Origin of the sequence: Bacillus sp. FSL K6-3200 (assembly GCF_038630485.1) — a bacterium.
Lineage (GTDB): Bacteria > Bacillota > Bacilli > Bacillales > Bacillaceae > Bacillus > Bacillus safensis.
The window spans coordinates 2,886,383-2,913,349 of sequence record NZ_CP152032.1 but is presented as its reverse complement, the minus strand read 5'-3'; the positions used below and the strand labels follow the sequence as shown (position 1 = coordinate 2,913,349).

At 41.3% G+C, this 26,967-nt stretch carries 28 protein-coding genes; 3 read left to right on the top strand and 25 right to left on the bottom strand.

The features are described from left to right. Positions 1 to 31 precede the first annotated feature (31 nt). From MHI60_RS14830 to MHI60_RS14815, 4 genes are all read right to left on the bottom strand, one after another. Positions 32 to 460, bottom strand: coding sequence for a Fur family transcriptional regulator (locus MHI60_RS14830; RefSeq protein ID WP_095409029.1), 429 nt, complete (start codon positions 458 to 460; stop codon positions 32 to 34). Continuing rightward, a complete protein-coding gene (locus tag MHI60_RS14825; protein WP_095409030.1) occupies positions 438 to 1,298 on the bottom strand; it encodes a metal ABC transporter permease in 861 nt (286 codons plus the stop codon). The genes MHI60_RS14830 and MHI60_RS14825 overlap by 23 nt, the downstream gene beginning before the upstream one ends. After that, a complete protein-coding gene (locus tag MHI60_RS14820) occupies positions 1,298 to 2,074 on the bottom strand; it encodes a metal ABC transporter ATP-binding protein (RefSeq protein ID WP_111292708.1) in 777 nt (258 codons plus the stop codon). The genes MHI60_RS14825 and MHI60_RS14820 overlap by 1 nt, the downstream gene beginning before the upstream one ends. Positions 2,075 to 2,209: 135 nt before the next feature. Next, positions 2,210 to 3,091 (bottom strand): YitT family protein, encoded by an 882-nt coding sequence (locus MHI60_RS14815; RefSeq protein ID WP_095409032.1) that lies wholly within the window; start codon positions 3,089 to 3,091, stop codon positions 2,210 to 2,212. A gap of 140 nt (positions 3,092 to 3,231) precedes the next feature. On the opposite strand from MHI60_RS14815, the gene MHI60_RS14810 reads away from it, so the two are divergent. Continuing rightward, entirely contained in the window at positions 3,232 to 3,486 is a 255-nt protein-coding gene (locus tag MHI60_RS14810) for a DUF2624 domain-containing protein (RefSeq protein ID WP_095409033.1), read from the top strand. Positions 3,487 to 3,535: 49 nt separating this feature from the next. On the opposite strand, the gene MHI60_RS14805 is transcribed toward MHI60_RS14810, so the two are convergent. Together MHI60_RS14805 and MHI60_RS14800 are read right to left on the bottom strand one after the other, a co-directional pair. After that, positions 3,536 to 4,429, bottom strand: coding sequence for a deoxyribonuclease IV (locus MHI60_RS14805; protein ID WP_144484654.1), 894 nt, complete (start codon positions 4,427 to 4,429; stop codon positions 3,536 to 3,538). Between the two features lie 9 nt (positions 4,430 to 4,438). Continuing rightward, entirely contained in the window at positions 4,439 to 5,758 is a 1,320-nt protein-coding gene (locus tag MHI60_RS14800; protein ID WP_034280145.1) for a DEAD/DEAH box helicase, read from the bottom strand. A 155-nt stretch (positions 5,759 to 5,913) separates the two neighbouring features. Here MHI60_RS14800 and vrrA point away from each other — a divergent pair, with 155 nt between their 5' ends. Together vrrA and MHI60_RS14790 are read left to right on the top strand one after the other, a co-directional pair. Beyond that, positions 5,914 to 6,618: a VrrA/YqfQ family protein gene (gene vrrA / locus MHI60_RS14795; RefSeq protein WP_144484656.1), complete on the top strand. Its 705-nt coding sequence runs from the start codon at positions 5,914 to 5,916 to the stop codon at positions 6,616 to 6,618. A gap of 157 nt (positions 6,619 to 6,775) precedes the next feature. Beyond that, positions 6,776 to 7,720 carry a 4-hydroxy-3-methylbut-2-enyl diphosphate reductase gene (locus MHI60_RS14790; protein WP_342502621.1) on the top strand — a complete coding sequence of 315 codons (945 nt, stop codon included), beginning with the start codon at positions 6,776 to 6,778 and terminating at the stop codon, positions 7,718 to 7,720. A 37-nt stretch (positions 7,721 to 7,757) separates the two neighbouring features. On the opposite strand, the gene MHI60_RS14785 is transcribed toward MHI60_RS14790, so the two are convergent. The 19 genes from MHI60_RS14785 to yqfD all read right to left on the bottom strand — a co-directional run bounded on the left by MHI60_RS14785 (position 7,758) and on the right by yqfD (position 26,960). Continuing rightward, a complete protein-coding gene (locus MHI60_RS14785) occupies positions 7,758 to 8,879 on the bottom strand; it encodes a Nif3-like dinuclear metal center hexameric protein (RefSeq protein WP_095409038.1) in 1,122 nt (373 codons plus the stop codon). Then, positions 8,872 to 9,588: a tRNA (adenine(22)-N(1))-methyltransferase TrmK gene (locus MHI60_RS14780; RefSeq protein ID WP_144484658.1), complete on the bottom strand. Its 717-nt coding sequence runs from the start codon at positions 9,586 to 9,588 to the stop codon at positions 8,872 to 8,874. The genes MHI60_RS14785 and MHI60_RS14780 overlap by 8 nt, the downstream gene beginning before the upstream one ends. Before the next feature lie 120 nt (positions 9,589 to 9,708). Further along, a complete protein-coding gene (gene cccA, locus MHI60_RS14775; protein ID WP_095409040.1) occupies positions 9,709 to 10,068 on the bottom strand; it encodes a cytochrome c550 in 360 nt (119 codons plus the stop codon). A gap of 301 nt (positions 10,069 to 10,369) precedes the next feature. Continuing rightward, a complete protein-coding gene (gene rpoD, locus MHI60_RS14770) occupies positions 10,370 to 11,491 on the bottom strand; it encodes an RNA polymerase sigma factor RpoD (protein ID WP_008342392.1) in 1,122 nt (373 codons plus the stop codon). A 205-nt stretch (positions 11,492 to 11,696) separates the two neighbouring features. Further along, on the bottom strand, positions 11,697 to 13,526 hold the full coding sequence (gene dnaG / locus MHI60_RS14765) for a DNA primase (RefSeq protein ID WP_144484660.1): 1,830 nt from the start codon (positions 13,524 to 13,526) through the stop codon (positions 11,697 to 11,699). Between the two features lie 33 nt (positions 13,527 to 13,559). Then, positions 13,560 to 14,060, bottom strand: coding sequence for a YaiI/YqxD family protein (locus MHI60_RS14760; RefSeq protein WP_024423016.1), 501 nt, complete (start codon positions 14,058 to 14,060; stop codon positions 13,560 to 13,562). A 261-nt stretch (positions 14,061 to 14,321) separates the two neighbouring features. After that, positions 14,322 to 15,143, bottom strand: coding sequence for a pyruvate, water dikinase regulatory protein (locus MHI60_RS14755; RefSeq protein ID WP_008342399.1), 822 nt, complete (start codon positions 15,141 to 15,143; stop codon positions 14,322 to 14,324). A gap of 25 nt (positions 15,144 to 15,168) precedes the next feature. Continuing rightward, positions 15,169 to 15,807, bottom strand: a complete 639-nt coding sequence (locus MHI60_RS14750) for a helix-turn-helix transcriptional regulator (protein WP_024423017.1) — start codon at positions 15,805 to 15,807, stop codon at positions 15,169 to 15,171. A gap of 167 nt (positions 15,808 to 15,974) precedes the next feature. Further along, positions 15,975 to 18,020, bottom strand: a complete 2,046-nt coding sequence (gene glyS, locus MHI60_RS14745; RefSeq protein WP_144484662.1) for a glycine--tRNA ligase subunit beta — start codon at positions 18,018 to 18,020, stop codon at positions 15,975 to 15,977. Next, entirely contained in the window at positions 18,013 to 18,900 is an 888-nt protein-coding gene (glyQ, locus tag MHI60_RS14740; RefSeq protein ID WP_012010611.1) for a glycine--tRNA ligase subunit alpha, read from the bottom strand. Before glyQ ends, glyS begins: the two co-directional genes overlap by 8 nt. 328 nt (positions 18,901 to 19,228) lie before the next feature. Further along, complete coding sequence (gene recO, locus MHI60_RS14735) at positions 19,229 to 19,999, bottom strand: DNA repair protein RecO (protein ID WP_095409043.1); 771 nt, start codon at positions 19,997 to 19,999, stop codon at positions 19,229 to 19,231. A gap of 35 nt (positions 20,000 to 20,034) precedes the next feature. Next, complete coding sequence (locus MHI60_RS14730; protein ID WP_003217288.1) at positions 20,035 to 20,178, bottom strand: YqzL family protein; 144 nt, start codon at positions 20,176 to 20,178, stop codon at positions 20,035 to 20,037. A gap of 148 nt (positions 20,179 to 20,326) precedes the next feature. Then, positions 20,327 to 21,232 (bottom strand): GTPase Era, encoded by a 906-nt coding sequence (gene era, locus MHI60_RS14725; protein WP_007501305.1) that lies wholly within the window; start codon positions 21,230 to 21,232, stop codon positions 20,327 to 20,329. Continuing rightward, positions 21,225 to 21,623: a cytidine deaminase gene (locus tag MHI60_RS14720; protein WP_008356263.1), complete on the bottom strand. Its 399-nt coding sequence runs from the start codon at positions 21,621 to 21,623 to the stop codon at positions 21,225 to 21,227. Before MHI60_RS14720 ends, era begins: the two co-directional genes overlap by 8 nt. A 113-nt stretch (positions 21,624 to 21,736) precedes the next feature. Continuing rightward, positions 21,737 to 22,123 (bottom strand): diacylglycerol kinase family protein, encoded by a 387-nt coding sequence (locus MHI60_RS14715; protein ID WP_024423020.1) that lies wholly within the window; start codon positions 22,121 to 22,123, stop codon positions 21,737 to 21,739. After that, complete coding sequence (gene ybeY / locus MHI60_RS14710) at positions 22,101 to 22,580, bottom strand: rRNA maturation RNase YbeY (RefSeq protein WP_061408615.1); 480 nt, start codon at positions 22,578 to 22,580, stop codon at positions 22,101 to 22,103. Before ybeY ends, MHI60_RS14715 begins: the two co-directional genes overlap by 23 nt. After that, a complete protein-coding gene (locus MHI60_RS14705; RefSeq protein ID WP_186318661.1) occupies positions 22,581 to 24,668 on the bottom strand; it encodes an HD family phosphohydrolase in 2,088 nt (695 codons plus the stop codon). Between the two features lie 138 nt (positions 24,669 to 24,806). Continuing rightward, positions 24,807 to 25,766, bottom strand: coding sequence for a PhoH family protein (locus MHI60_RS14700; RefSeq protein ID WP_041118006.1), 960 nt, complete (start codon positions 25,764 to 25,766; stop codon positions 24,807 to 24,809). A 3-nt stretch (positions 25,767 to 25,769) separates the two neighbouring features. Beyond that, on the bottom strand, positions 25,770 to 26,960 hold the full coding sequence (gene yqfD / locus MHI60_RS14695) for a sporulation protein YqfD (protein ID WP_095409048.1): 1,191 nt from the start codon (positions 26,958 to 26,960) through the stop codon (positions 25,770 to 25,772). Positions 26,961 to 26,967: the final 7 nt, after the last annotated feature.

Here is a 26,967-nt window from a genome sequence, read left to right as displayed (position 1 = left end):
AACCGAACCTGTTACTCTGCGGCTGGCTGTTTTATGAATGAACTTCCTTCGGTTCGCAGGAAGGACACGTTCCGTATATTTCAAATTTATGTCCGCTAATATGATAATCCTCTAGATCGGCGTCCAGTTTGTCCATAGGGCAGGCATCGATCTCCTTTGTTTTCCCGCATTCAAGACAAATAAAGTGATGGTGATGATGGGAAAATGAACATTTAAAACGGAATAGTTTCTCTCCTGACAATTCCGTTGTTTCTAATATTCCAAGGTCTTCATATAGTGACAAGTTTCGATAAATTGTATCAAAGCTAAGACCAGGGTAGTCTTCACTTAGTGCCGTCAGCACATTTTTAGCGGTCAAGTATTTATCAGAATCAGAAAACAATTGAAGCATGTCTTCACGTTTGCTTGTATATTTGTAGCCTTTTTCCTTTAATAAATCAAGCGCTTCTTGTACGTTCATGTTGATTCCCCCTTTTGAATTTCCCAATAAAAATACATCCGATTAAAATCAAAATGGACAGCATCACAATGGTTCCGCCTGGCGCTAAATCTAGATAATAGCTTAAGATCAACCCTGCCAATACAGACAATTCACCGAACAAGATCGAAAGGAAGATCGCCTGTTTGAAGCCTTTGGCAATGCGGATACTTGCCGCAACAGGAAGTGTCATGAGCGCAGAGACAAGCAGTGTACCGACGATACGCATCGATGCCGCAATGACAAGTGCAACAACTAAGATAAAAATGAAATGAATCCATTTCGCTGAAATACCAGAAGCCTTTGCATGCTCTTCATCAAAAGAAAGTAAAAATAATTCTTTATATAAAAGCACCACAACTAACACCACAATGAGTGAGATCCCAACAACAATCCAAAGATCTAATCTTGACACCGCACTGACACTTCCGAATAAATAACTAAACAAATCTGTATTAAAACCATTTGCTAGTGAAATGAAGATAACGGAAATCCCAATACCGCCTGATAAAATAATGGGGATCGCCAGCTCCTGATAATGCTTATACACGGAACGCAGTCGCTCAATGAACAATGACCCTGCAACAGAAAAAGCCATTCCTAAGTAGAGCGGGCTTACCCCTGTCAAAAGCCCAAACTTTTTATCAAGGAATAGACTTGCGGCAATACCGGCAAGTGATACGTGACTAAGGGCATCTGCAATAAGCGAGAGCCTTCTTACGACAATAAATACACCAAGTAAGGGCGCAATAAAACCGATCAGTAACCCTGCGATAAACGCATTTTGTAAAAATTCATAATGAAAAAATGGAAATAGCATTATTCATGTCCCCCATGATGGTGATGATCGTGATGAATCACTTGAATGTCATGCCCGTAAAATTGGGATAGCGCCTGATCATCCATTGAATCAAACGCTTCCGCATCCCCATGGAAATGCAGTGTCTGATTTAAGCAAGCCACATGGGTGACTTTATCAGAAACGGTGCCAACGTCGTGTGTGACGAGAATTAAAGACATTCCTTTTTCTTTGTTCAATGTTTCGAGCAGCTGATAAAAGCCTTCTACTGTCCGCTGGTCGACCCCAACCGTGGGCTCATCCAAAATGAGCAGCTTCGGCTGACTGACAAGCGCACGGGCAATAAATGCACGCTGCTGCTGCCCGCCAGAAAGCTCACCGATGTTTTGATGCTTTAAATCCTGTATGCCAACTGAGCGAATGGCCTCTTCCACTTGCCATTTATCCTGTTTGCTCATTCGTTTAAACAAACCAATTTTCGCGGTCAGTCCGCTTGCGACGACCTCATATACAGAAGCAGGGAAACCCGTATTAAAGCTATTCGCCTTTTGAGAAACAAATCCAATTTGATCCCAGTCTCTAAATTTTGAAACAGGCGTGCCAAATAGCTTTAATTCACCTTGCTGCGGTTTTATGAGCCCAAGCAGGCATTTTAATAAGGTTGTTTTACCAGATCCATTCGGTCCAACAAGTGCTAGAAAGTTTCCTTCCTCTACTGTTAAATGAATGTGATCTATGACATTTCGCTGTCCATACGAGTACGAAATGTCCTTCATTTCAATAATTGGCTTTGCCATGAATCTTTCCACCTTCAATCAATATAAAAAGAATGATTACGATTTATACAACAAAAAGAAAATGGCTTTTGCCATTTTCTCTGTTCATACATACATTTCATTATATAAAAGAAAGATAAAAAAGTAAAATAAAAGCTAATGAATGGCTGTTTTGAACTTACCGCCTTTTGTTTCATGCGTATCCATAATCGTAATAAATGCTTGGCCATCAATTTCAAATACAATGGATTTCAGCTTTGTAATTTCAAGCCTTGTGACAACGGCGTAGATGACATCTTTTTCTTCATCTGTATAGCCGCCTTTTCCTTTCAGCTTTGTCGTTCCCCTGCCAAGTCGATGCAGAATCGCATCTGAAATTTCATCATAATAATCTGATACGATAATAACAGCTTTTGTTTCATCAAGCCCTTGAATAACAGCATCAATTGTTTTCATTGCCAAATAATATGTCATCACAGAATACATAGCCTGCTCTGGTCCGAAGACAAAGCCCGCCCAAATAAAAATGAACACATTGACGATCATGACAAACTCACCGACGGAGAAAGGAATTTTTTTCGTCAGAAGAATTCCTAAAATCTCTGTTCCATCCATTGAGCCTCCATTACGGATGACAAGTCCAACACCAAATCCAAGTAATAGCCCGCCAAATACAGTGGCTAAGATCGGCTGTGTTGTAAATGCCTCTACGTGATGAAGTGAAGATTCAATCACGGCTAAGCTGACAATCCCAATCACAGTGGAAATCAGAAAGGTTTTCCCAATATGTTTGTATCCTGATATCATAAATGGAATATTTAAAATGACAACAATCGTCGCAAAATTAATAAACGGGTTATCTGTAAAGAGATAATCCAAAATAAGCGAAATACCGATGATGCCTCCATCAATAATATTGTTTGGCACTAAAAATAATTCAATGCTGACTGCTGCACATGCAGCACCTACTAGAATCAGAAAAATTCTCAAAATAAAATGAGGCACTGATTCCTTTTTATGCTGTTTACTATTTGCCATACGTTCTCCCTTCTACACATGTTAAATTTTCAATGAACATTTTATTCACTTTACTATTTTATCATTTCACAGAATAAAATAAAATTTTTTGCACATTTTCCGTTTTCGCCCATACATTGTTACAGAGGGGAGGAATGGAATTGATTTTAATTCAAAAAATTGTCCTGCAGCGGCTCAATCAGATCACAGCAAATGATTTGTTAAGGTATGCGAAACAGTATGGCGTCAGTTTAACGTCTAATCAAGCTGCTGAGGTTGCCAAACTCATGAACGGGAAAAACATCAATATTTTTAATGATTCAGAGCGTAACCGGCTTCTTAAGCAAGTGGAAGCGATTACTTCTAAACAGACAGCACAGACTGTGAATGATCTGTTTAACCAATTTACAAGTTAGGCAAAAAAAGGGCCGCATTTAGCGGCACCTCATCATGTTGCATCCTTTTTTATTGACCCGTAATTTTATCTAGTAAGCCTTCATCAAATTGCTTTTCTTTCAGCATCGCAATTTCGAATTTGTAAGGTGGTTTTTTGTTCTTTTTATCTTCACCTACATAAGGCGTTTCTAGAATTTTCGGCACATCTTGAAGCTGGGGATGATGCACAATATAGCTCAGTGCATCGAAACCAATTTCACCAAAACCGATATTTTCATGTCGGTCTTTTCTTGCGCCTTGTACGTTTTTACTGTCATTAATATGAAGAACTTTGATTCGGTCAATGCCGACAATTCGGTCAAATTCTTCTAACACACCATCAAAGTCGCTCACAATCGGGTAACCAGCATCGTGCGTGTGACACGTATCAAAGCAGACAGAAAGAGCTTCGTTATGTGTCACTCCATCGATAATTTGAGCAAGCTCTTCAAAGCTTCTTCCGCACTCTGATCCTTTTCCTGCCATTGTTTCAAGTGCAATTTGAACCTCTTGACCTTTCACAATGACTTCGTTTAAACCTTCAATGATTTTTTGAATCCCTGCTTCTGCCCCTGCTCCGACATGCGCACCTGGGTGGAGAACAATTTGTCTTGCTCCCAGCGCTTCCGTACGCTCAATCTCAGAGCGAAGGAAGTCTACACCAAGCTCAAATGTCGCTGGATTCACCGTATTTCCAATATTGATAATATACGGAGCATGCACAACGATATCCGTCATGCCATGCTCTTTCATATGCGCTTGTCCAGCTTCAATATTCAGGTCTTCAATTTTTTTGCGGCGCGTATTTTGCGGTGCACCTGTATAAATCATAAACGTATTCGAACCATAAGAGGCAGCTTCTTGACTCGCTGCAAGAAGCATATGTTTTCCGCTCATGGATACATGTGAACCAATCTTCAACAATGTTTCCCCCTACTTTCCATTACGCTTTGACTTTCTACGTTCCTGTCTTTTGATTTTATCCATCTCACGTGTCATTTTCTTTTTATATCCAGGTTTGACGGCTTTCGGTTTTCTCACAAGACGTTTTGCTTTTTCTTCAATTTCATTTGGTGCTTTTTTACGTCTTTGACGCTTCAGACGGTCATCTGCATCTCGCCATTCGCCATGAACAATGGTTTTGTTTTCAAACACAACGCCCATTTTCTCAATTTGAATGAGTGCATCCTCATCAGCCAGTTCATAAATGGTCATAGCAATTCCAGATGAACCAGCACGAGCTGTTCTTCCAACGCGGTGCACATAAAAATCAAGATCAGATGGAAGTTCATAGTTAATCACGTGGCTGACGCCTTTAATGTCAATTCCGCGTGCTGCAAGATCAGATGCCACAATATAAGTGAACTCCAAATCTTCAATTTGTTTCATGACTTTTTTACGTTCACGCGGCGTTAATCCGCCATGGAGCACACCGATTTTCATTCCTTTTTCTTGTAAGAATGCGGCGATTTCATCAACAGTTGTTTTTGTATTGGCAAAAATGATTCCTAAATAAGGCTGTACATTCGTCACCATTTCATGAAGCAATTTTAATTTATCACGCTGTTTAGACGGAACTAAAATATGCTGAATATTTTCTGCTGTAATCCGTTTTGGTTCAACATGCGCATACTTTGGATTGTCCATATATTTTTTCAGGAAAGGCTTTAGTTTTTCCGGGATGGTTGCAGAGAACACAAGCATTTGCAGCTGTTCTGGCATTTGTGCACCAATACGGTCCACATCTTCTAAAAATCCCATATCCAGCATTAAATCCGCTTCATCAATGACAAGAGAGGTCGCTTTGTAAACATTGAGCGCCTGCTCATGAATGAGGTCAGCAATACGTCCAGGTGTGCCGACAACCAAATGCGGCTGGTTTTTTAGCTTTTGAATTGATTTCTGCTTGTCCGTTCCGCCAATATAAAGTTTTGCTTTGATCTCTTCTTCTGGAGAAGCATTCTTTAAAATCGTTTGAGCTTCTTTGAAAATTTGATTGGCTAATTCTCTTGTAGGTGCAGTAATCACCACTTGTACCTGCTCTTTGCTTGGATCAATTGAATGAATCAGCGGCAGTAAGTACGCATGAGTTTTTCCTGTTCCTGTTTGTGACTGGCCAATCACGCTTTCTCCTTTTAAAACAGCAGGGATGATTCTTTTTTGAATATCAGTCGGCTCATAAAAGCCTAGTTCATGAATAGCATCTATAATAAAAGGCTTTAATTCATATGTCGTAAATTTCGTTTCTTTCATGTTTTCACTCCTTAAGGCAATGCCTTTTTGCTCATCTCCTCATTATAGCTGATTTTCAGTAAAAAAACCATGTCCGCTTTTCCTACAGGAAACCAATTGATGCTTCCTTGCATAACCTATGAAGAGAAAGAGAATGCAGTAAGGGAGGTACAAGTATGTTAGGGCAAAGGCCTATGGGCGATTTTCAGCCGCGCCGTCCCTCACGCCGGCACCTTGGAAATGGCGGACAGCCCGGAATTTTTCAAAGAGGGCAGCAGCCTCCTATCCAACAGCCTTTTCAAGGGCAAGGCAATCCATTTCAGCAAATGATGCCTCGCTCCCCGTCTGTACAGGGAGGCGGTTTACGAGGGATGGGCGGAATTCCAGGAGGTGAGAGCCGTGCACTAGGCGGTGGTGCAGGAATTAAAGGCATGCTCGCTAAATTTCTTCCTGGCGCAGGAGGAGCTGGAGTTTCTGGAGGTGGTGCGGGATTACAAGGAATCCAGAGCTTCACAAATCCTGCGACCCTCTCAAGCATGTTAGGAAATGTTCAAAAAGTGCTCGGAATGGCGCAGCAATTTACGCCAATGATTCAGCAATACGGTCCTTTAGTGAGAAATTTGCCTGCGATGATTAAACTGTACAGCCAGCTTGGCAGTGCGGATGATGAAGAAGAAAGTGCAAATGATGCTGATGCAGAATCAACAGAGACCAGCACGGAAACAGAAGTGACCGATGAAGAAGCACAGACTGATGAAATAGAAGAAAATGAAGAGCCAGAAGACATCCTCGTCAAAAAAGCAGCACCGCACACATCATCTGCTCCTAAAGCAAAACCGAAAAAAAGATCTGGCAGCTCTGTTCCAAAACTATATGTCTAGTGATCTTTTAACGGCGAAGTGTTCACTGCGTATAACAATCTTTGATATATACGCTTACTTTGGCTATAATGGAAGCAAGAGAATGATAAAAAGCCGTTTTTTACGGCTTTTTATATTGTTCTTCTCTAGCAGCACTTCCCTACAGGAGGACGAATAAATGAATGTAATTAAAATATCGCCGCGTGGCTATTGCTATGGCGTTGTCGATGCAATGGTCATTGCTAAAAATGCCGCACTTGATAAAAACTTGCCACGCCCAATTTATATATTAGGTATGATTGTGCACAACAAACATGTCACTGATGCCTTCGAGGAAGATGGAATTTACACACTGGACGGACCAAACCGCTTAGACATTTTAAAGCAGGTTGAAAGCGGAACAGTCATTTTCACGGCTCACGGCGTTTCTCCTGAGGTTCGTCAAATCGCAGAAGAAAAAGGCCTTGTCGCCATTGATGCGACCTGTCCCGATGTAACGAAAACACACGAACTCATTTCAGAGAAAACAGCCGATGGCTATGAGATTATTTATATTGGGAAAAAGGGTCATCCTGAGCCAGAAGGAGCTGTCGGAGTAGCCCCTGATAAGGTACACCTTGTCGAAACTGAAGCCGACATTGAGGCGCTCGATTTAACATCAGAAAAACTGCTCATCACGAACCAAACGACGATGTCTCAATGGGATGTCCACGACCTGATGGAGCTGATTAAAGAGAAATACCCTCACGTTGAGTATCATCAAGAAATTTGCCTGGCGACACAGGTACGTCAAGAAGCTGTATCGCAGCAAGCTGGCCAAGCCGATTTAACCATTGTTGTCGGCGATCCAAAAAGTAATAACTCTAACCGTCTCGCACAAGTGTCAATGGAGATTGCTGGAACGCAGGCTTACCGTATTGGCGACTTAAGTGAACTCAAGCTGGAATGGCTGCAGGACGTCAAAACCGTTGCCGTTACTGCTGGTGCTTCAACACCAACACCTATTACAAAGGAAGTCATTCGTTTCTTAGAAAACTATGAACCAGATGATGAAACGACTTGGAAGATTGAACGAACAGTTCCTCTTTCTAAAATTTTACCTCGCGTCAAAACAAAGAAATAAGAAAACGTCAGAGCGGAAATGCTCTGACGTTTTTTGTTTACATAAATTGAAATGGGTTTGTGTTTGATTCAGAAACAAAGAGCTTTACGTCATATTTTTTATCCGCACATAGCGAGTGAAGCTTCGCCTTTACCCCCTCTTTCATAATCTTTTCAGCATAATGTCCTGGGTCCACAACGTTCAGCCCTAGCATCATAGCATCGTGCGCAACATGGAAATAAAGGTCTCCTGTCACATACACATCTGCACCCATTCTTTTCGCTTGATGGATGTATTTATTTCCGTCTCCGCCAAGCACCGCCACTTTTTTCACAACAGCGTCTTGGTCTCCTACAAAACGAGCACCATTCACATCTAGCTTCGTTTTCACAAATTGCGTGAAATCTCTAAGTGTCATTGGCTCATTTAGCTCTCCAATACGTCCAAGACCTTTTTGAATAGGAGGAAGGTCTGTCGTGTGTACACTATAGGCGACTTCTTCATAAGGATGTGCTTTGATCATTTCGCGAATCACTTGTTTTTCTATACTTGCTGGGAAAATGGTTTCAATCCGCACTTCTTTCACAAATTCTAATTGACCCGACTCACCAATAAACGGCTCAGCTTCTTCTGATGGCAGAAAGCTGCCTGTCCCTTCATTTGAAAACGCACAATGGCTGTAGTTGCCAATATGGCCGGCACCCGCATTTCCTAAAGCTGTCCGGATGGCCTCTTCAAATTCCTCTGGGACATACAGAGCAAGCTGTTTGATTGGATCTTCGTATGTCGGCACTAACACTCTTGTTTCTTCAAGCTCTAAGGCCTCAGCAAGCAGGTCATTGACTCCGCCATCAGCTACGTCTAAATTCGTATGTGCCACATATACCGCAATATCATGTTTGATGCATTTTTCAATGATACGTCCAGCCGGCTGATCCGTCGCTACATGTTTTAATGGACGAAAAATCGGCGGATGGTGAGCAATAATGAGATCCACTTTTCGCTCGATCGCCTCATCTACTACATTCTCTAATACATCCAAGGTGATCATCACATTGGTTACTTTTTTATTTAATGTCCCAATCTGAAGACCAATTTTATCCCCTTCCATGGCGTATGCCTTTGGCGAAAACTGTTCAAACAATTGGATGATTTCATGCCCGTTTACTGTTTTAGCCAACAGTCAAAACCTCCTTTAGCATCTTTATTTTCGCATTCAGCTCTTCAAGGCGCTCTTTGTTTTCTTCTGTCCGCGCTGCCTGCTGAATTTGACTTTCTATCTTCTCCATATGCTGAAGCTCTTGCATCCACTTGCGCCGGAAGACGTCATTTTGCTCTTTCGCAAGAAACGGGCCAACCAGCATACCTGCTTCAAGCGACATCCCTTCATAGGCTTTATTTTTGTCGCCTTTTTCTGCGATGATGATTTCGTATATTTTGCCGTCCTCTTCTAAGATGACTTCATCTAACAAATCATACCCCTCTTGATAAAGCCATAAACGAATATGATGGGCATGGATATTCGGCTGAAGAATGAGCCTCTCATGGCCTGCGAGCTTATGCCTTCCTTCATTTAGAATGCTTGCGATGAGTGCCCCGCCCATACCTGCAATCGTCACTGCATTCACTTCGCCTTTTTCAATGACTTCAAGGCCATTTCCTTTTCTGACAGATATCTGTTCATCTAATTTAAGTCTATGTACTTGCTGCTGCGCCGATTGAAGCGGTCCATCGGTAATTTCACCAGCAATGGCTTTCACTGCTTTTTGATGCAGGATCGCATAGCATGGCAAATAGGCATGGTCTGAGCCGATATCAGCGAAGACTGCCTCATCTGGTAAAAAGTCTGCGACTTTTTTTAATCGTTTCGATAAATTCATTTCATTCATACGTATCACTACTTTTCTTTAATGTTCATACTTGTCTATCTTATATAAATTATGGACTTTTTAAAAGTCGTTTTCAAATGAAAAAAGCTCTTCTTTTGAAAAAGAGCTTTTTGTGTAAGATTATTTAATTTTAGACACCCATTCCGCCATTTCATCGAGCTTTTCATTTGGAATCAGCCCGCCTGGCATCCCGTTGCCGCCTTCTTGAATTTTCTTCTTGATGTCAGCTACTTCAAGCTTGTCTCCAACACCTTTTAATGCAGGACCTGCGCCGCCTTCATAGTTTTCCCCATGACAGCTTAGACAGTTCTGTTTATACAATTCTTCCGGCGTCGCATTTGCTGTCTCTTCTTGCTTTTCCTCTTTGCCCCCAGAGGCAATTTTTTCTTCATCTTTCAGCCCCTTCATTGATAAGAAAAAAGTGAGTCCAATACCTAAAATGGCAATCAATAAAAATGGTATAAGTGGATTCCGTTTCATTTCTTTCATCCTCCCCTTTGTGAAAACCCCTTTGAGACTATGCAAACAATTCTAATTCTACTTTAATTTTACAAAAAGTAAACGAATTATGATACAAAACTTTGGTCAAGTTCACAGATTAGACAAAAATGATTCAAGATGAGAAATGAAGCCTTCAGCACATTTAGATGTATTTTTTATACATCTTTTCTCTAAGAACGTTGCAAATTCATTTGTTATTCAGTAAAATATAATCAGATTGAAAAAAGCGTTTTCATTTTTGATAAGAAAGAACGGATCTCTTTCAAGATCCGTCCGGTTTCTACTCTAAGAAGTCTTTTAATCGTTTACTTCTGCTTGGGTGTCTTAATTTACGAAGAGCTTTCGCTTCAATTTGTCGGATACGCTCTCTTGTTACGCCGAACACCTTTCCAACCTCTTCTAACGTGCGTGTTCTTCCGTCGTCTAGTCCGAAACGCAGTCTCAGCACATTTTCTTCACGGTCAGTCAGCGTGTCTAATACATCTTCAAGCTGCTCTTTTAAGAGTTCATATGCAGCGTGGTCAGATGGAGATGTCGCCTCTTGGTCTTCGATAAAATCGCCAAGATGCGAGTCATCTTCTTCACCAATAGGTGTTTCTAAAGATACAGGCTCTTGTGCAATTTTAAGAATCTCTCTTACCTTTTCTGGAGTTAAATCCATGTCTTCAGCAATTTCCTCAGGCGTTGGTTCTCTGCCTAGGTCTTGCAGAAGCTGTCTTTGAACACGGATCAATTTATTAATGGTTTCCACCATATGAACCGGGATCCGAATTGTTCTCGCCTGATCGGCAATCGCACGTGTGATCGCCTGTCTAATCCACCAAGTCGCATATGTTGAGAATTTATAACCTTTGCGGTAATCAAACTTCTCAACCGCCTTCATCAGACCCATGTTTCCTTCTTGAATCAAGTCAAGGAACAGCATACCACGACCGACATAGCGTTTCGCAATGCTGACAACAAGACGAAGGTTCGCTTCCGCTAATCTTCTTTTTGATTCCTCATCGCCCTCTTCGATCTTTTGAGCATACGTAATTTCTTCTTTAGCAGATAACAAATTGACGCGTCCGATTTCTTTTAAATACATACGAACAGGATCATTGATTTTGACACCTGGTGGTACGCTTAAATCATTCAGGTCAAATTCTTCTTCTGCTTTAGCCAGCTGCTGAACATTTGGGTCTTCTGTCTCTTCGTTTTCACTAATGAGCTCTACACCCTGTTCGCCTAAGTATTCATAGTATTCATCCATTTGGTCTGATTCAATTTCAAAGCTAGACATACGCTCTGCAATTTCTTCGTATGTTAAAACGCCCCGTTTTTTACCCGTTTCAGTGAGCTTATCTCTCACCTGTTCAAAGGTTAATTCAGTTTCGGTTTCGTGGGCTTGTTTATCAGCCATTATGGATCCCTCCTTCCAAAGCTTGCAACGAATTCTAAAGTAACTTGCGATTTACTTCCGTCCTGCTTTTCTCTCTCTATCAAACAGATGACGAAGCAAATAGGAATAAAATAAATAATGATGAAGGCAAGATGCTTGCGGTCTTATGCTCCTCCCGTAAAGGATTCATTGCCAGCCGTAAGTCCTGTCATTAATAATAGACGTATTACTTCAGCGAACGGTTCAACTGAATAATTTCTTTTGCAAGTGTTGCCGCTTTGAAGAAATCTTTTTGCCTCTCCGCTTCTGCACGTTCTAGTTCTTTTTCCTTTATCATTGACAAATTCCGATGATTCAACACTTTTTTTACATAATCACTTAATTCAGCTTCACTTAGTTCGTCTCCGACTTGAATCATCAATATATCTGTCAACAGCTGGTTCATGACATCATCTTCTATCCGGTTCATCAGGTGCTGCGGTGTTGGTTCTTTGCCTTCTTCATACAAGGCATAAATGTACGTTGCCAGCGCCCTGTGCGAATCTATATTAAATTCAATCCCGACCCTGTCAAGTACTTTGCGGATCACGTCATCGCTTTTTAACATATGAGCAAGCAGCATTCGCTCCGCATTTTCATATGCCGGCCGCAGACGCTTTCTTCTCACTTGTGTTGACAGATGTGCACGCCGTTTTTCAAGCCCGTTTTCTTCCTGCGTGCTTTTGGCTTCTTGCCGCTGCTGTTTTTCAAACAGCTCCAGTTGTTCTTTTAATGAATCAAGTGAGATCGAAAACTCCCCAGCAAGCTGTTTCATGTAAATCTCTTGTTCCAAAGAGCCGTTTAACCGGCTGATTTCTCGGAGAACCTGCTTCATATAAGTAAGACGGTCTCCTTCGTCTGATAAGTTTTTTCCTCTTCGGAAAAAATTCATCTTAAACGTCATTAATGTCACACTTGCATCTATGATGTCATTCCTAAATTTCTCGCCGCCATATTTACGAATGTAATCATCTGGATCAAGTCCATCTGGTATCATGGCAACGCGAACTTTACATCCTCTTTTTCCAAGCAAATCTGATGCTTTCATGGTCGCTTCGTATCCGGCCGTATCAGAGTCATAGCAAAGGATGATCTCTTCTACGTTCCGCCTGAGAAGCTTTACGTGCTCTTCTGTAAGAGACGTACCCATTGTTGCAACACTTTCACCGACACCTGATGTAACAGCTGAGATGACGTCTGCAAATCCTTCAAAAAGAACTGCCCGTTCGCGTTTGCGAATATGCATACGTGCGTCATGAAAGTGATAAAGCAGCTTACTTTTATGGAAAAGCGGCGTTTCAGGACTATTCATATATTTAGGCTGCTGATCACCAAGCGATCTTCCGGAAAAAGCGATGACCGTTCCATGATGATCATGAATGGGAAACATGACACGATCTCTAAAGCGGTCAAAAAAGCCTGTGCCGTTTTCACGTTGAATCAAAAGACCAGCCTTCTCCATCATCACAGGATCAAATCCTCGTTTTTCTAAAAACTTGGTCACGAAATCCCAAGAATCAAGAGCATACCCGATCTCAAACTTGGCAATTGTTTCATCCGTAAAGCCTCTGGACCGTAAATAATCGAGTGCGTTTTGACCTTCCTTTGTATTTACCAGCAAATGGTGGTAAAATTTCTTAAGAAGCTCATGGGCCTCAATCATTTTATGATCTGCAGTGTCCTCTTGCTGAGAGGAGCTAATCTGAGCATTTGCCACCTGATCAGGCAGATCAATATGGTACTTATCAGCCACATGTGAAACGGCTTCAATAAATGAGTAGCCTTCCATTTGTCTGAGGAACGAGAACACATTACCTCCTGCACCACAGCCAAAACAATGGAAGATTTGCTTATCTGCTGAAACAGAGAATGAAGGAGTATTTTCACCATGGAATGGACAAAGACCGAAGTAATTTCGACCTTGCTTTCTAAGCTGTACGTATTCTCCAATCACTTCGACAATGTCTGCGTTTTTTTGGATCTGCTCCAAAAGTTCATCTGGTATACGTTTGCTCATCCTAATAACACTCCGTCGTACATTATTCGCCTTTTAATTTAAAAATCCTTCATGATTCGACAGGATTTTTTGTAGTTGCGCCATAAATCGCTTCTTATCCTCTTCTAAAAGCTTTTTGGGACCTTTTCCGTATACACCTTTTCTTCGCTGTTTGCTAGAAACATGCCTGCGCTCCAAATCAAAATCAATTGTTTCGTTTGTGTACATTCGTCCTCTTTCAGACAGAACAATGACCTGTCTCGGAAGCAGTAAGGAGGCAAGACCAATATCTTGGGTGACGACAATATCATGTGCGGCAGCTGAGTTTGCAATGACTAAGTCCGCTGCTTCCTTATGTGTATCTACAAACCGCCAATCTTCAAGTGGAGATCTTTTGGTTTGAAAATGCTCATATGAAGCAATGAACGTCACTGGTACTTGAAATTGAGATGCGACAGAAAGGATTTCGTCTTTTACAGGACAAGCATCTGCATCGACATAAATCGTCCTCTCTTTTTTACGTTCATTCAGGTGACTAATTCTCCATCCCTCCACCTTATTCCTGCTTTAGAGAAGCAAAAAGACCATACTTTTCCCCCATAAAGCAATCAACAGTAAAACTCATTTTGTCGAAAAGTTATGTTCAGAATCACTTGACTTCTGCCAATATTAGTTTATTCGTTCTTGACTTAACTTAAACCTAAAATCAATCATTTTATCACAATTTTTTATTATAATACAAATGCAGCAAATATGCTATTGTTTTTGTTTACCCGTTTCCCACCATAGGAAAAACCCAGGAGGAGCATCCTGAGTTTATTCGGAACCTCTTTTGGTCAGCATTTGATGAATGACATTTGCCGTTTCCTCAACTGCTTTATTCGATACATCAACGACTTGGCAGTTAATACGGTCAACCACTTTTTCAAAATACTCTAGTTCCTCTTTAATCCGCTCAATGTTCGCATAAATAGCGCGATCATTTAAACCAAGAGATTTTAAACGCTCTTTGCGAATATGATTTAGTTTGTCTGGACTAATTTTCAAACCGATACATTTCTTCGGATCAACTGAAAATAACTCTTCTGGCGGATCAACTTCAGGTACAATTGGGACGTTCGCTACCTTCAGCCGTTTATGCGCCAAGTATTGAGATAATGGTGTCTTGGACGTGCGTGATACACCAATGAGTACAATATCAGCCTTTAGAATGCCTCTTGGGTCTCTGCCGTCATCGTATTTCACAGCGAACTCGATGGCTTCAACCTTTTTAAAATAGTCTTCATCTAATTGACGTACACGACCCGGCTCATGTTTCGCTTCATTTCCATATGCCGTCTCCATTTTATCAATGAGTGGACCAATGATGTCATAATAAACGACACCGTTTGCTTCTGCTTCTTCGATTAAAAATTGGCGCATTTCTGGCACAACAAGAGTAAAGCAGACGATCCCATTATCTGCTTTCGCCAATGAAATGACTTCTTTAATCGTACCAACATCCTCTACATACGGGATTCTTCTAATATTTGAATGGTCTGATGAGCCGCCATCAAATTGGCTAAGTGCCGCTTTGACCACGAGCTCTGCCGTTTCACCTACTGAATCTGATACCACAAAAATTACGCGATTACTCATAACATCCCCTCGCAGTCTTCTGTCATTAGATTATTTCGTTCTCTGATAAGCTGACAAGTATTTTCGTCATGTTTGTTTTCGTAATTCTTCCGACCACTTCAAAGCCTTTATCCGTATCTTTTATCACAGGAAGTGCATCTATTTGCTTTTCAATCAAGTGCTTCGCCACATCCATAATGAAATCTTCCTTGCGGCAAACGGTAATGTTCGGCATTCTTGTCATAATAATATGGACAGGGATAGATGGGAGCTCCTGTTTCCCTATACTTGCGCGAAGGAGGTCTTTTCTTGATAACACGCCTGTTAAAATAGAGTGATCGTCCACAACGAATAATGTGCCCACATCCTCTAAAAACATCGTACAAATCGCATCATAAACCGAAACATTCTCATGTATCACCACTGGAATGGATTGAAAGTCTTTCACTTGAAGTTTTTTCAGCTTATCTGCGAGAAGCTGCGTGCCTGTTTTTCCTGTGAAAAAGTAGCCGACCCTTGGTCTTGCTTCTAAAAAGCCTGACATTGTTAAAATGGCTAAATCCGGTCTGAGGGTCGCCCTTGTTAAGTTCAGCCGATCGGCGATATGCTCTCCAGTGATCGGACCATTCTCTTTGACAATCTGTAAAATCTGCTCTTGCCGTTTATTTAACTCGATTGTACTCACCACCTTTAAATAGAGAGAGCGAAATCTTTACTTTATGTATATCATTTTCATAACTCATCATATTATAGCGCATCTTTGTCCGAATGAAACAAAAATCCACTCAAAAACCGTGAATTAAATGAGTAAAAAACGATTGCCCTTCGGAAAAGGCAACCGTTCTTAGGTATTTATTTTACAATTAAATTGTTCATATTCGCAAATGATTGAATCACTTTGGCTAGTTTGACCATTTGTGCCAAACGATTTCGCTTCAGTTTTTCATCATCCGCATGAACCATTGTGTGATCGAAATAATGAACGATCGGTGTTTTTAACGTATCCAGCGCCTCAAGTGCCAAGCTGTATTGCCCTGCTGCTACATGTTCCCTTACAGCTTTCTCTACTTGCTGATACGCCTCAAACAGCTTTTGCTCATGTTCATTTTCAAACAGTTCAGGGTGAATCTCTGCGTCTTCCCCTTTTTTACTAATTGAAATGACGCGTCCCAATGCTTCAGCCGTTTCTTTGAAGCTTTCTTGTTTCACACTCTCTTCAAGAACAGCTGCTTTTTTGACGACTGCATATGGCTCAATATTTTCAACATCCAGCACTGCATCAACAACATCATGGCGAATATGCTCTGCTTGAAGAACATATTTTAGACGTTGCGTTAAAAATTCAATTAGAGCAGCTTCATGATCTGTCTTTACTTGAGCAAGTGCTAACAGCTCTTTAAATGAAATATTCCAATGACGGTCGAGCAGGATTTGAACGATACCACTCGCTTGTCTTCTAAGTCCATAAGGGTCTTGAGAACCCGTTGGGATCACATCAATTGAGAAGAATGAACAAATAGAGTCGAGCTTATCTGCTACGGCCACAATCGCACCAATCAAAGTGGACGGCGCATCGTCACCAGCAAAGCGCGGCATATAGTGCTCGTTAATGCTTCTTGCCACTTCTTCATGTTCACCAAGAGCTCTTGCATATTTCTCACCCATAATTCCTTGTAATTCTGGGAATTCATAGACCATTTGAGTCACAAGGTCAAACTTCGAAATACTTGCTGCCCTAGCCACACGTTTTGTTGTTTCCTCATCTGCTCCGACCTGCGCGGCTAGACGGGTTGCAATGTCTGTCACTCTCTTCAGCTTGTCGCCGATTGTTCCAAGTTTCTCATGGAATACCACTTTATCAAGCTTTTTAATATTGTCTTCAATCACTAGTTTTTCGTCTTCTTTATAGAAGAATGCAGCATCTGATAAACGCGCACGAAGTACTTTTTCATTTCCTCTTGCGACATTTTCCAGCGCCTCACTGTTTCCATTTCTGACTGTAATAAAGTGCGGCAATAATTCTCCTTGCTCATTTTTCACAGGGAAGTAGCGCTGATGCTCTTTCATTGTCGTCACCAATACTTCTTCCGGCAATGCAAGAAACTCTTCTTCAAAGGAACCAGACAGCACAGTTGGATATTCTACAAGATCGTTCACTTCTTCTAGAAGTTCAGGATCAACAGGAATGACCCAGCCTTTTTCAGTAGATAGCGCATCCAGCTGTTCAGTAATTAATTGTTTTCTTTTATCTGAGTCTGCAATCACAAATTGATCGCGCAATGTTTGTTCATAGGAAGCAGGTGAGTCAATGCTGGCTGTTGTACCAAGGAAACGGTGTCCTCTTGTCTCACGGCCGCTTTTCACCCCAGCAATTTCAACAGGTACAATCTCTTCTCCAAATAAACAAACAATCCATTTAATCGGACGGATATAGCGTAAATCCTCGCTTCCCCATCTCATGTTCTTTGGAAAGCTTAATGAAGCGGCGATCTCACCTAACGCTGGCAGAAGGTCTTTCACTTGCTTTCCTTCTTGAAACTTTTGAACATGGACATAATCCACTCCTTTGATCTCTTTGAAATAGAGATCATCTGTTGAAGCACCTTGTCCTCTAGCAAAGCCTTCAGCTGCTTTTGTCCAATTGCCTTCAGCATCTTGGGCAATCTTTTTAGCTGGGCCTTTTGCTTCTTCTTTGATGTCTTCTTGTTTTTCTGCGACACCTTTCACAAGTACAGCAAGACGTCTTGGTGAGTTGAATAAAGCAGTCTCTTCGAATGAAATATTTTGCGTTTCAAACCATGCTTTTACTTTTTCACCTAGCTGCTTTGTGCTTTCTGGCATGAAACGAGCCGGCATCTCTTCTAAGCCGATTTCTAGTAATACATCTTGTTTATTCATGAGAAGCCGCCTCCTCTTTTAGCATAGGGAATCCCAGTTTTTCGCGTTCTTCATAATAGGTTTTGGCTACTTTTCTTGCTAACTGACGCACTCTTCCGATATAACCAGTTCGCTCAGTCACAGAAATAGCGCCCTTTGCATCAAGCAGATTAAACGTATGAGAGCATTTGAGGACATAATCGTATGCTGGGTGAACAAGCCCTTTGTCCATTTGGCTATGTGCTTCTTTCTCATAGGTTGTAAATAGCTCGAACAGCATGTCAGTATTAGATGTTTCAAATGTATAAACAGAGTGCTCATATTCAGCCATTAAGAATAAATCTCTGACCGTAAATCCGTCTGTCCATTCAAGGTCGAAAACATTTTCTTTGTCCTGGATGTAAGAAGCAAGACGTTCAATACCGTATGTGATTTCAACAGAAACGGGCTTACATTCTAAGCCGCCGACTTGTTGGAAATACGTGAACTGCGTAATTTCCATCCCATCAAGCCATACTTCCCAGCCAAGTCCAGCACAGCCAAGAGATGGATTTTCCCAGTTGTCTTCTACAAAACGAATGTCATGTTTCAGCGGGTCAATGCCAAGTGCCTTCAATGATTCAAGATATAGTTCTTGAATATTGTCAGGTGATGGCTTAATGATCACTTGAAATTGATGATGCTGATACAACCTATTTGGGTTTTCTCCATATCTGCCATCAGCCGGGCGTCTTGAAGGCTCTACATATGCTACCTTCCATGGCTCAGGGCCGATGCTTCTGAGGAACGTGTATGGACTCATCGTTCCCGCACCTTTTTCTGTGTCATACGCCTGCATTAATACGCAGCCTTCATTTGACCAATGCTTTTGCAGCGTCAAAATCATGTCTTGAATATTCAATGATCGCACCTCCGTCTTTTCTACACCAACCGCTATGTATGGCGGGTGGGATTAGAACCTTGTAAGAGAACACAAAAACTCCCGTCTCTATGCTCGCAAGGTTCTTGCAAACATAGGGACGAGAGTTTTTCCCGCGGTTCCACCCTATTTGCTGGTGTCGTAGCATCCAGCCGCTTTGTTTTACGTTGCTCAAGAATGCCTTTCGTTACGCCTCCATCCTTAGCTCACACCGCCCTAAGGTCGCTTTTATGGATTTTACGTAAGTACTTCTTTCTGTCAATGCAACATATTTTATCTTAGATGATCTTACAAAAAGTCATGGGAGATGTCAACTTTTGTTTTCGTCACCCATTAGCTTTTTCATGGATTCCATCTGATTCATGAATTTTTTTGATTTTAAATAGAGGCCGGAATATTCGTCATAGTAGTGATCAAGCACTTGACGAATTTCTTGTTTCGTCTGCGGCTTCACATCGACCTGACCAAGCCTTGATAAATCAAAATAATGAAACAAACGGAGCAGCCTTGCAGCTGCAGGGGATAAGGGCAGTTTATATGGATCTTTCGAAAAACAATTTTGGCAAATGAATCCGTTATCTCTTATCGAGAAATGGAACTGCCCTTCTTTTTGACCACAGTGGACACATTGATCCAGTTCAGGCTTCATCCCCATCACTGATAACATTTTGACCTCTACGATAAATAAAATAATATCAGCATCTGTGCCTTCATTGAGATGACGCAGAGATTGAAGCAGAAGCTCAAACAAATAAGGGTTTGGCTTTTTTTCTTCTGTCCCTTTATCAAGTAATTCCGTCATATATGCAGCATAAGCGGTCAGAAATAAGTCTTCCCGAATGGTCCGCATACTTTCAATCATTTCGCCTTGCTGGAGCGTTCCAAGTCCTGTTGATGATTGGATGAGAAATGTACCGTATAAAAACGGCTGGCTTATAGCTGACAGGCGGCTGTTTGATTTTTTAGCGCCTCTTGCCATCACGCCAATTTTTCCATGTTCTCTAGTGAGCAGCGTGACAATTTTGTTTGTTTCGCCATAATCTGTTGTTCTAAGGACGATTCCTTCACTTTTAATGAGCATTTGTCTACACTCCGAGCTCTGGAGGGGGTCAAGAATTATAAGATTGGAAAATCAAATCGTGCTATTTCTTCTTCAAGTACATCGGGTCTTTCCAGGTTCTCCTTTTCTAACTCTTTGAAAAGCAGATACGTGTCAACGCTTCCTGTTTGTGAAAATACGTTCCATGTAAAATTCAACATAAAAACCCCACCTTTCTTTATTAGAAGCAGCAACGCTACATCCAACATATTAATTTTATCTTGACCAGGCTACCTCCATTTCATGATAAACAATTTTTACTAATCGAACCGCACCATTGTCAGATTTGCTGACAAATGCAGCGATTTTTTAATATTCGTCTTCTCTAAATCCGAAATCACGCAGGTGAGTGGATTTATTACGCCAGTCCTTCTGAACTTTGACCCAAAGTTCTAAATACACTTTTGAGCCTAGAAGTGCTTCAATATCTCTGCGCGCTTTTTGTCCCACTTCTTTTAATAAGCTGCCTCGTTTACCAATGACGATCCCTTTTTGCGAATCACGTTCTACGACAATGGTTGCCGCAACATGGATCTTGCCATTTTCATCTGGCTTAATCGATTCAATCGCAACCGCAATACTGTGCGGAATCTCTTCTCTCGTTAAATGCAGCACTTTTTCACGAATTAATTCAGAAATAATGAACCGCTCTGGATGATCTGTTACTTGATCTGCCGGATAAAATTGAGGGCCCTCTGGAAGATAACCTTCAATCTGCTGAAGAAGCGTATCGATATTGTTTCCTTCAAGAGCTGAAATTGGCACAATTTCCTTGAATGGATAACGCGTGCGGTATTCATCAATTAAAAGGAACAGTTCATCTGGATGAATTTGGTCAATTTTATTCACGACAAGGAACACCGGTGTAGATGTTTGCTTTAGTCGTTCAATGATGAATTCATCACCTTTGCCATAGCCTTCCTGTGCGTTGATCATAAACAAGATCAGGTCGACTTCCTTCAGTGTATTTTGAGCCACCCTCATCATAAAATCACCAAGCTTATGCTTAGGTTTATGAATCCCCGGTGTATCGATAAAGATCGTTTGTGATGTGTTTGTTGTCAGTACACCTTGCACTTTGTTTCGCGTCGTTTGGGGCTTATCACTCATAATGGCGATTTTTTGTCCAATGACACGATTAAGAAAGGTTGATTTTCCTACATTTGGTCTTCCAATAATTGATACAAATCCTGATTTGAAGCTTTCGTTAGTCATTTAAATCCTCCGGTGAAAATGCGCCTGGCAATAGTTCGTTTACTGTTGTTTCGTATATATGTCCTTTTAAGTTCGTTAGAATCACTGGCATATCAGGTGCACATAGCTCTGAAATGACCTGTCTGCATGCGCCGCACGGCGAAACAGGCCGGTCTGTATCAGCCACCACTGCTAACATTTGAAAAGATGTAATGCCTTCTGAATAGGCTTTAAAAAGTGCTGTTCTTTCCGCACAATTACACATACCATATGCTGCATTTTCAATGTTGCAGCCGCCATACACTTTTCCATCATTCGACAGTAATGCTGCACCGACTTTGAATTTAGAATAGGGTACATATGCAAAATCTCTTGCTTTGATTGCTTCTGAAATCAACTCTTGTTTGTTCATTCCTAGTTCCCACTTTCAGAAGAAATGGTACCACTGTCACATTTATATTTTACATAATTCACGTGACATTTTCACGCCCATTTCTAAAAATGTTAATAAATAGTAATATTGTTCTATTGCATGATCTTCGGTAAGAAGATGATCAATCCAATCATAACCGAAATCGCGGCGTAAACGCAAACAGCGCCTGCCGCAGCGTCCTTCGCTCTCTCTGCAAGCGGGTGCCTTTCTTCTGTCATCAGATCCACTGTATGTTCAATGGCTGTATTGACAAGTTCAAGCGCAAACATCCCCCCGCATAGAAGAAGAACGATCAGCCATTCAAATGGGTCAATGCGGAACCAAAAGCCGCAGATCACCACGATGATGGCTGCGACTGTGTGAAATCGAAAATTCCGTTCATTTAAGAAAGTTCGCCATATTCCTCTAAATGCATAGTAAAAACTCCGAAAAAAACGGGCGAGCGGCCTTCTTTTCTTACGATGATCTCGAAAGGCCATAATCATCCAAGATTTTTGTCTGTTTGGCGAACATTTCTTTTTCATCTTCTTCTGTCATATGATCAAACCCAAGCAAATGAAGGAAGCCATGAATCGTTAAGAATCCAAGCTCTCTCATAAAGGAATGTCCATATTCCTCTGCCTGCTCTTTCGTTCGATCCACACTAATGATAATGTCACCAAGTACAGGCGGGATATCATCCGCTCCAATGATTTCAATCTCCCCTTCTCCTTCTTCCTCAAGTGCAAAGGAGATTACATCTGTTGGCGCGTCTTTTCCGCGGTATTCTTTATTGATTTGATGAATCTCTTCATTCGAAACAATCGTCACTGATACTTCCGCTTGATCCTTGACCTCAAGGGCGTCTGCAGCAAACTGAAGAAGCTTTTCCACTTCTTCAAGCTGCTCTTTTGTTACTTGTCCTGTTTCATCTATTAAATCGATTAACAATGTCATTTACTTCACCTTCTGCTTCGGGGCATCTGGATATTCAATCCGAGAATGGAAAATCCCCTTTAATGTTGTACAAATCGTTTGGCTGATAATATTTAATTCTTTAAATGTCAGGTCACATTCACTAAATTGCCCGTCCTGCATTTTATCTGAAATAATGCCTTTGACAAGCTTTTCAATCCGCTCTGGATTTGGATTATGCATCGAACGAACCGCCGCTTCAACGCTGTCAGCCACCGAAATAATCGCTGCTTCTTTTGATTGCGGCTTTGGACCAGGGTAACGGAACTCTTCTTCTGTCACCTGGTCATCACGCTCTTTTGCCTTATAGTAAAAGAACTTTAAAAGTGACTTCCCGTGATGCTGTTCTGCAATGTCGACAAGCTCTTCAGGAAACTTCTTTTCTCTCAGCATATCAGCGCCATCTGTCGTATGGGCAATAATAATATTTTTACTCAGCTGAGGAGAAAGCTTGTCATGCGGATTATCAATGTTCATTTGGTTTTCAATAAAGTATTGCGGCCTTTTCGTTTTCCCAATGTCATGATAATAAGCGCCGACCCTTGCTAAAAGACCATTTGCGCCGACTGCTTCACATGCGGCATCCGCTAAATTCGCCACCATGACACTATGATGATATGTACCTGGTGTCTCGGTTAAAATCTTTTTGAGCAGCGGATGATTTGGATTGGATAATTCAATCAGTTTCATTGTGGAAAGAATACCAAACATGCTCTCAAAAACAGGCATTAACCCAATGACCAAGATAGATGATGCAAACCCTGACACAATCGCCATCATGAGGTTCACACCGATTTCAAGCCCTGATGGTGAAGAGTTTTGGATCAGTGTAATGGATAAAACCACAAGTACATTCACCAAAGCCACCAAAAGTCCGGCTTGCAATATTTTTGATCTTGCATTATGTTTTCTTAAAAATAAAATACCAGCCATCCCGCTCACAAGATAATAAGCGCAGATCACATAGTTAAAGACGCCGGTTACTCCTTGATTAAACATCATACTGCCGCAAAGAGCAAATACAAGACCGGAGAAGATCGCTAACCGCTCATTAATAAGCAGCTTGATCAGCATCGTGCCAAGTGCCACTGGTACGACATAGCCTATCGTCGTATACTTCGTTTCCTGGAAGAGGCTGAACACTTCCATGATAATTAATATAATCGTGAAAATAAGCGAGTAGAGCAGTAAAGACTTATTCTTATGGACAAGCGATTTTTTCCTCGATTCAAGGGAATGAATAATCGCTGCTAAGAAAAGGCCAATTAATATGAGAAGACCACTGACAGGCTTGAATAAATTTGAGCTATTTAACAGACCCGTGAGTTCTAATTTGCGATAAACTTCCCGGTCGATGAGCTCTCCTTCTTCAACTAAGATTTGTCCTTGCTTAATTTGCACAGGCTGAATATTGTCAGCCGCTTCCTGTCTTTTCTTCTCTGTTGCCACTGGGTCAAATACATAGTTTGGAATGATCGCAAATTCACCGATTTCTTTCGCTGCATTTAAGTATTTTGATGGAATTGAATTGTTTTTAAGCTCTGTTTTGACTTGTTTTTTCTCATCTTGTAATTTCGCTGCTGTGATTTCTTTACTCATCAGTGAATTCACCACTGTGATGATGGAATCCTTAGTAAATGAGAGATTTTCATCACTTGCCTGGAGCAGTGCTTTGATGGATTGATCCGAAACAGCCTCCTGCATATCTGTTGTGAGCTTTTCTTTGACACGCTTGACCATTTCTTGATCTGATGGCGCGTTCTCTTTATCATCAGCTGCTTTCTTCTCTTCTTTAATGGCTTCAAAGAGGGATGAGATAAGGTCTACGCGATTATCAGAATACGCTTTTTTGAGCGTATATTGATCTTCTACTTGATCTGTTGCTTCTTGTTTTTTTTCTTCTGTCGCTTCTTGATCATCAACGGTTGACGGAGAATAGATGGTCTGTTCGCTCACTGAAAATAAATCTAGGTCGAGCGATTCAGGCTTTACATGGAAGAAGAGCACCACGAATAAAATGGCTGCTAAACCAGCGTACAGCAAAACATTTAAATAACGTGAGCGCTCCATTTTCTGAGGTTCTTTTTTAGACAGCAGTCTTTTGCGCTTACTGCCTTTTTGATTCTTTCTCAAGGAAAGTACCTCCTTTTTTACTTTAAACCACGATCGAAACAAAATGACCCGATGAAGACGATCGGGTCACTCAGTTCATTTTTGCTTTTCATATGCGCCAATGATCTTCGCCACAAGCGGGTGTCTGACCACATCTGTCTGGTCTAATTCAATAAATGAGATGCCCTTGATCTCTGCAAGCATGTCCTTTGCAGCCGCAAGACCTGACTGCATGCCCTTTGGCAGATCAATTTGTGTAATATCTCCTGTAATGACCATTTTAGAGCCAAACCCAAGTCTCGTCAAAAACATTTTCATTTGAGCAGGCGTTGTATTCTGCGCTTCATCTAAAATAACAAATGCATCATCAAGCGTCCGGCCTCTCATATAGGCAAGGGGCGCTATTTCAATCACGCCGCGCTCGATTAATCGTTCCGTATGATCACTGCCAAGCACATCATGCAAGGCATCATATAGTGGTCTTAAATAAGGATCTACTTTTTCCTTTAGATCGCCTGGCAAAAAGCCAAGACTCTCTCCTGCTTCAACAGCTGGTCTTGTCAGGATAATCCGTTTTACATGTCCATTTTTCAGTGAATGGACCGCATTGACGACTGCCAAATACGTCTTCCCTGTACCAGCAGGTCCAATTCCAAAGACCAAGTCATCTTTTTTCATCGCCGCAGCATATTCCCGCTGGCCGATTGTTTTCACCCTGATCGACTTTCCTTTGGCATTTTTCGTAATTTCATCTTCATACATATTTTCAAAATAATTCAGCTTGTTCTTTTGCGCCATTTTAATGGCATAGACGACATCCCGTTCAGATATCTCAATTCCTTTACGGATGAGATGTAAAAGAGATGTGATCAAACGGCTTACTGTTTCTCTAGATGCTTCCTCACCAGAAACATACACTTTTTCTCCACGCGTAATAATGGAGACGTTCAGCTCGTTTTCCATTAGTTTCAGATAAGCATCTTGATTGCCAAATAAAGCAATCGCTTCATTTGGGCTATCCAATTTTTGTTGAATCTCAAGTAAATGTTCTGTCATTCTCTAGTCTCCCTGAACAATAGGTGTTGGTTGAACAATATCTTCTATTACTTGGTAAAGGATGATTAACTTAACTTTACCATTCCCTGTTGTCTCGTGCAAAACTTTTTCACTTTTCACCTCTCCTGTTTGACCTAGCTTCTCTTCTAATTCTTTTTTACCCATTTTAATCCCTGCTTGAACCGCTTCTTTATTTGTGTATTCTCGATTTATTTTCTCACTTTCACGTGTGATTTCCTTTTCATAAGAGAATGGGAGCTGCATGTTTAAGAAATGAAGCGGATGAATTTCTGTTTCTGTTTTTGGCTGCTTAAAATCATCCTTTTTAAAAGAAAAGCCCCAAAATGGCAGTGAGCCTCCAAATGCGGAGAGCTTGTGCTTTGTCTTCATTTTACCCGTAAAGACGTCAAAAGATGTTCGAAGAGGGACAGAAACTTCAGATCGATACCACGTTTCACCATATATTTTCGCTTTGGCTCCTACCGTTTTTTGCTGATCTTCGCTGCCAATGAGTCCAGAGACAAGCATCTGCCCTTTTTTTACATGTTCATCCACCGCGGCGAGCGGCTCCCCTTTTTCTACATACATTCTCGTGATGACAGCCTTTTTCTTGGCGACAATATGCTGTGGACTCGTGTATTTTTCTTTTTCAGGTTCATTCTTTTCCACAACTTTCATTTGAAATGTTGTGCCGTTTAGTTCAACGCCGACCCATGTGATGCTTTGAATATTGGTTGTGAGGGATTTTTGAATTTTTTCAGGCGTTCCCATTAGAAACTGAAAACGGCCTTTTTGCACCCCAATGTCGTCTAAATGCTTTCTCATTTGATGTTCAGTTTCAGGGTTGGCTCCCTTAATATCAATTTTCCATACCATGTTTGAAAGCGCCAATATCGTTACTAGAAAGCATACAATCCCAAGCGTAAATCCGATATTCTTCCTTGACCAAAGGAGTAGAAACGGAAAGCCCTTCTTTTGATGAAATGAACATGTCACGTCATGATGTCTGCGTGCTTTTCTGAAGGCATGTACATCTGATAAGCGAATAAATAAGCGCACGCTGTCTTGACGGCGGCTCACTTGAAACATTGTGATCCCCTGCCTCGTGCACTCATTGATAAGCCGCTCAATGCCGTTTCCTTTGATCTCCACTTCCACTCTGCCAATAAAATAGGCGAACCATTTATTCTTCACGCTTCTC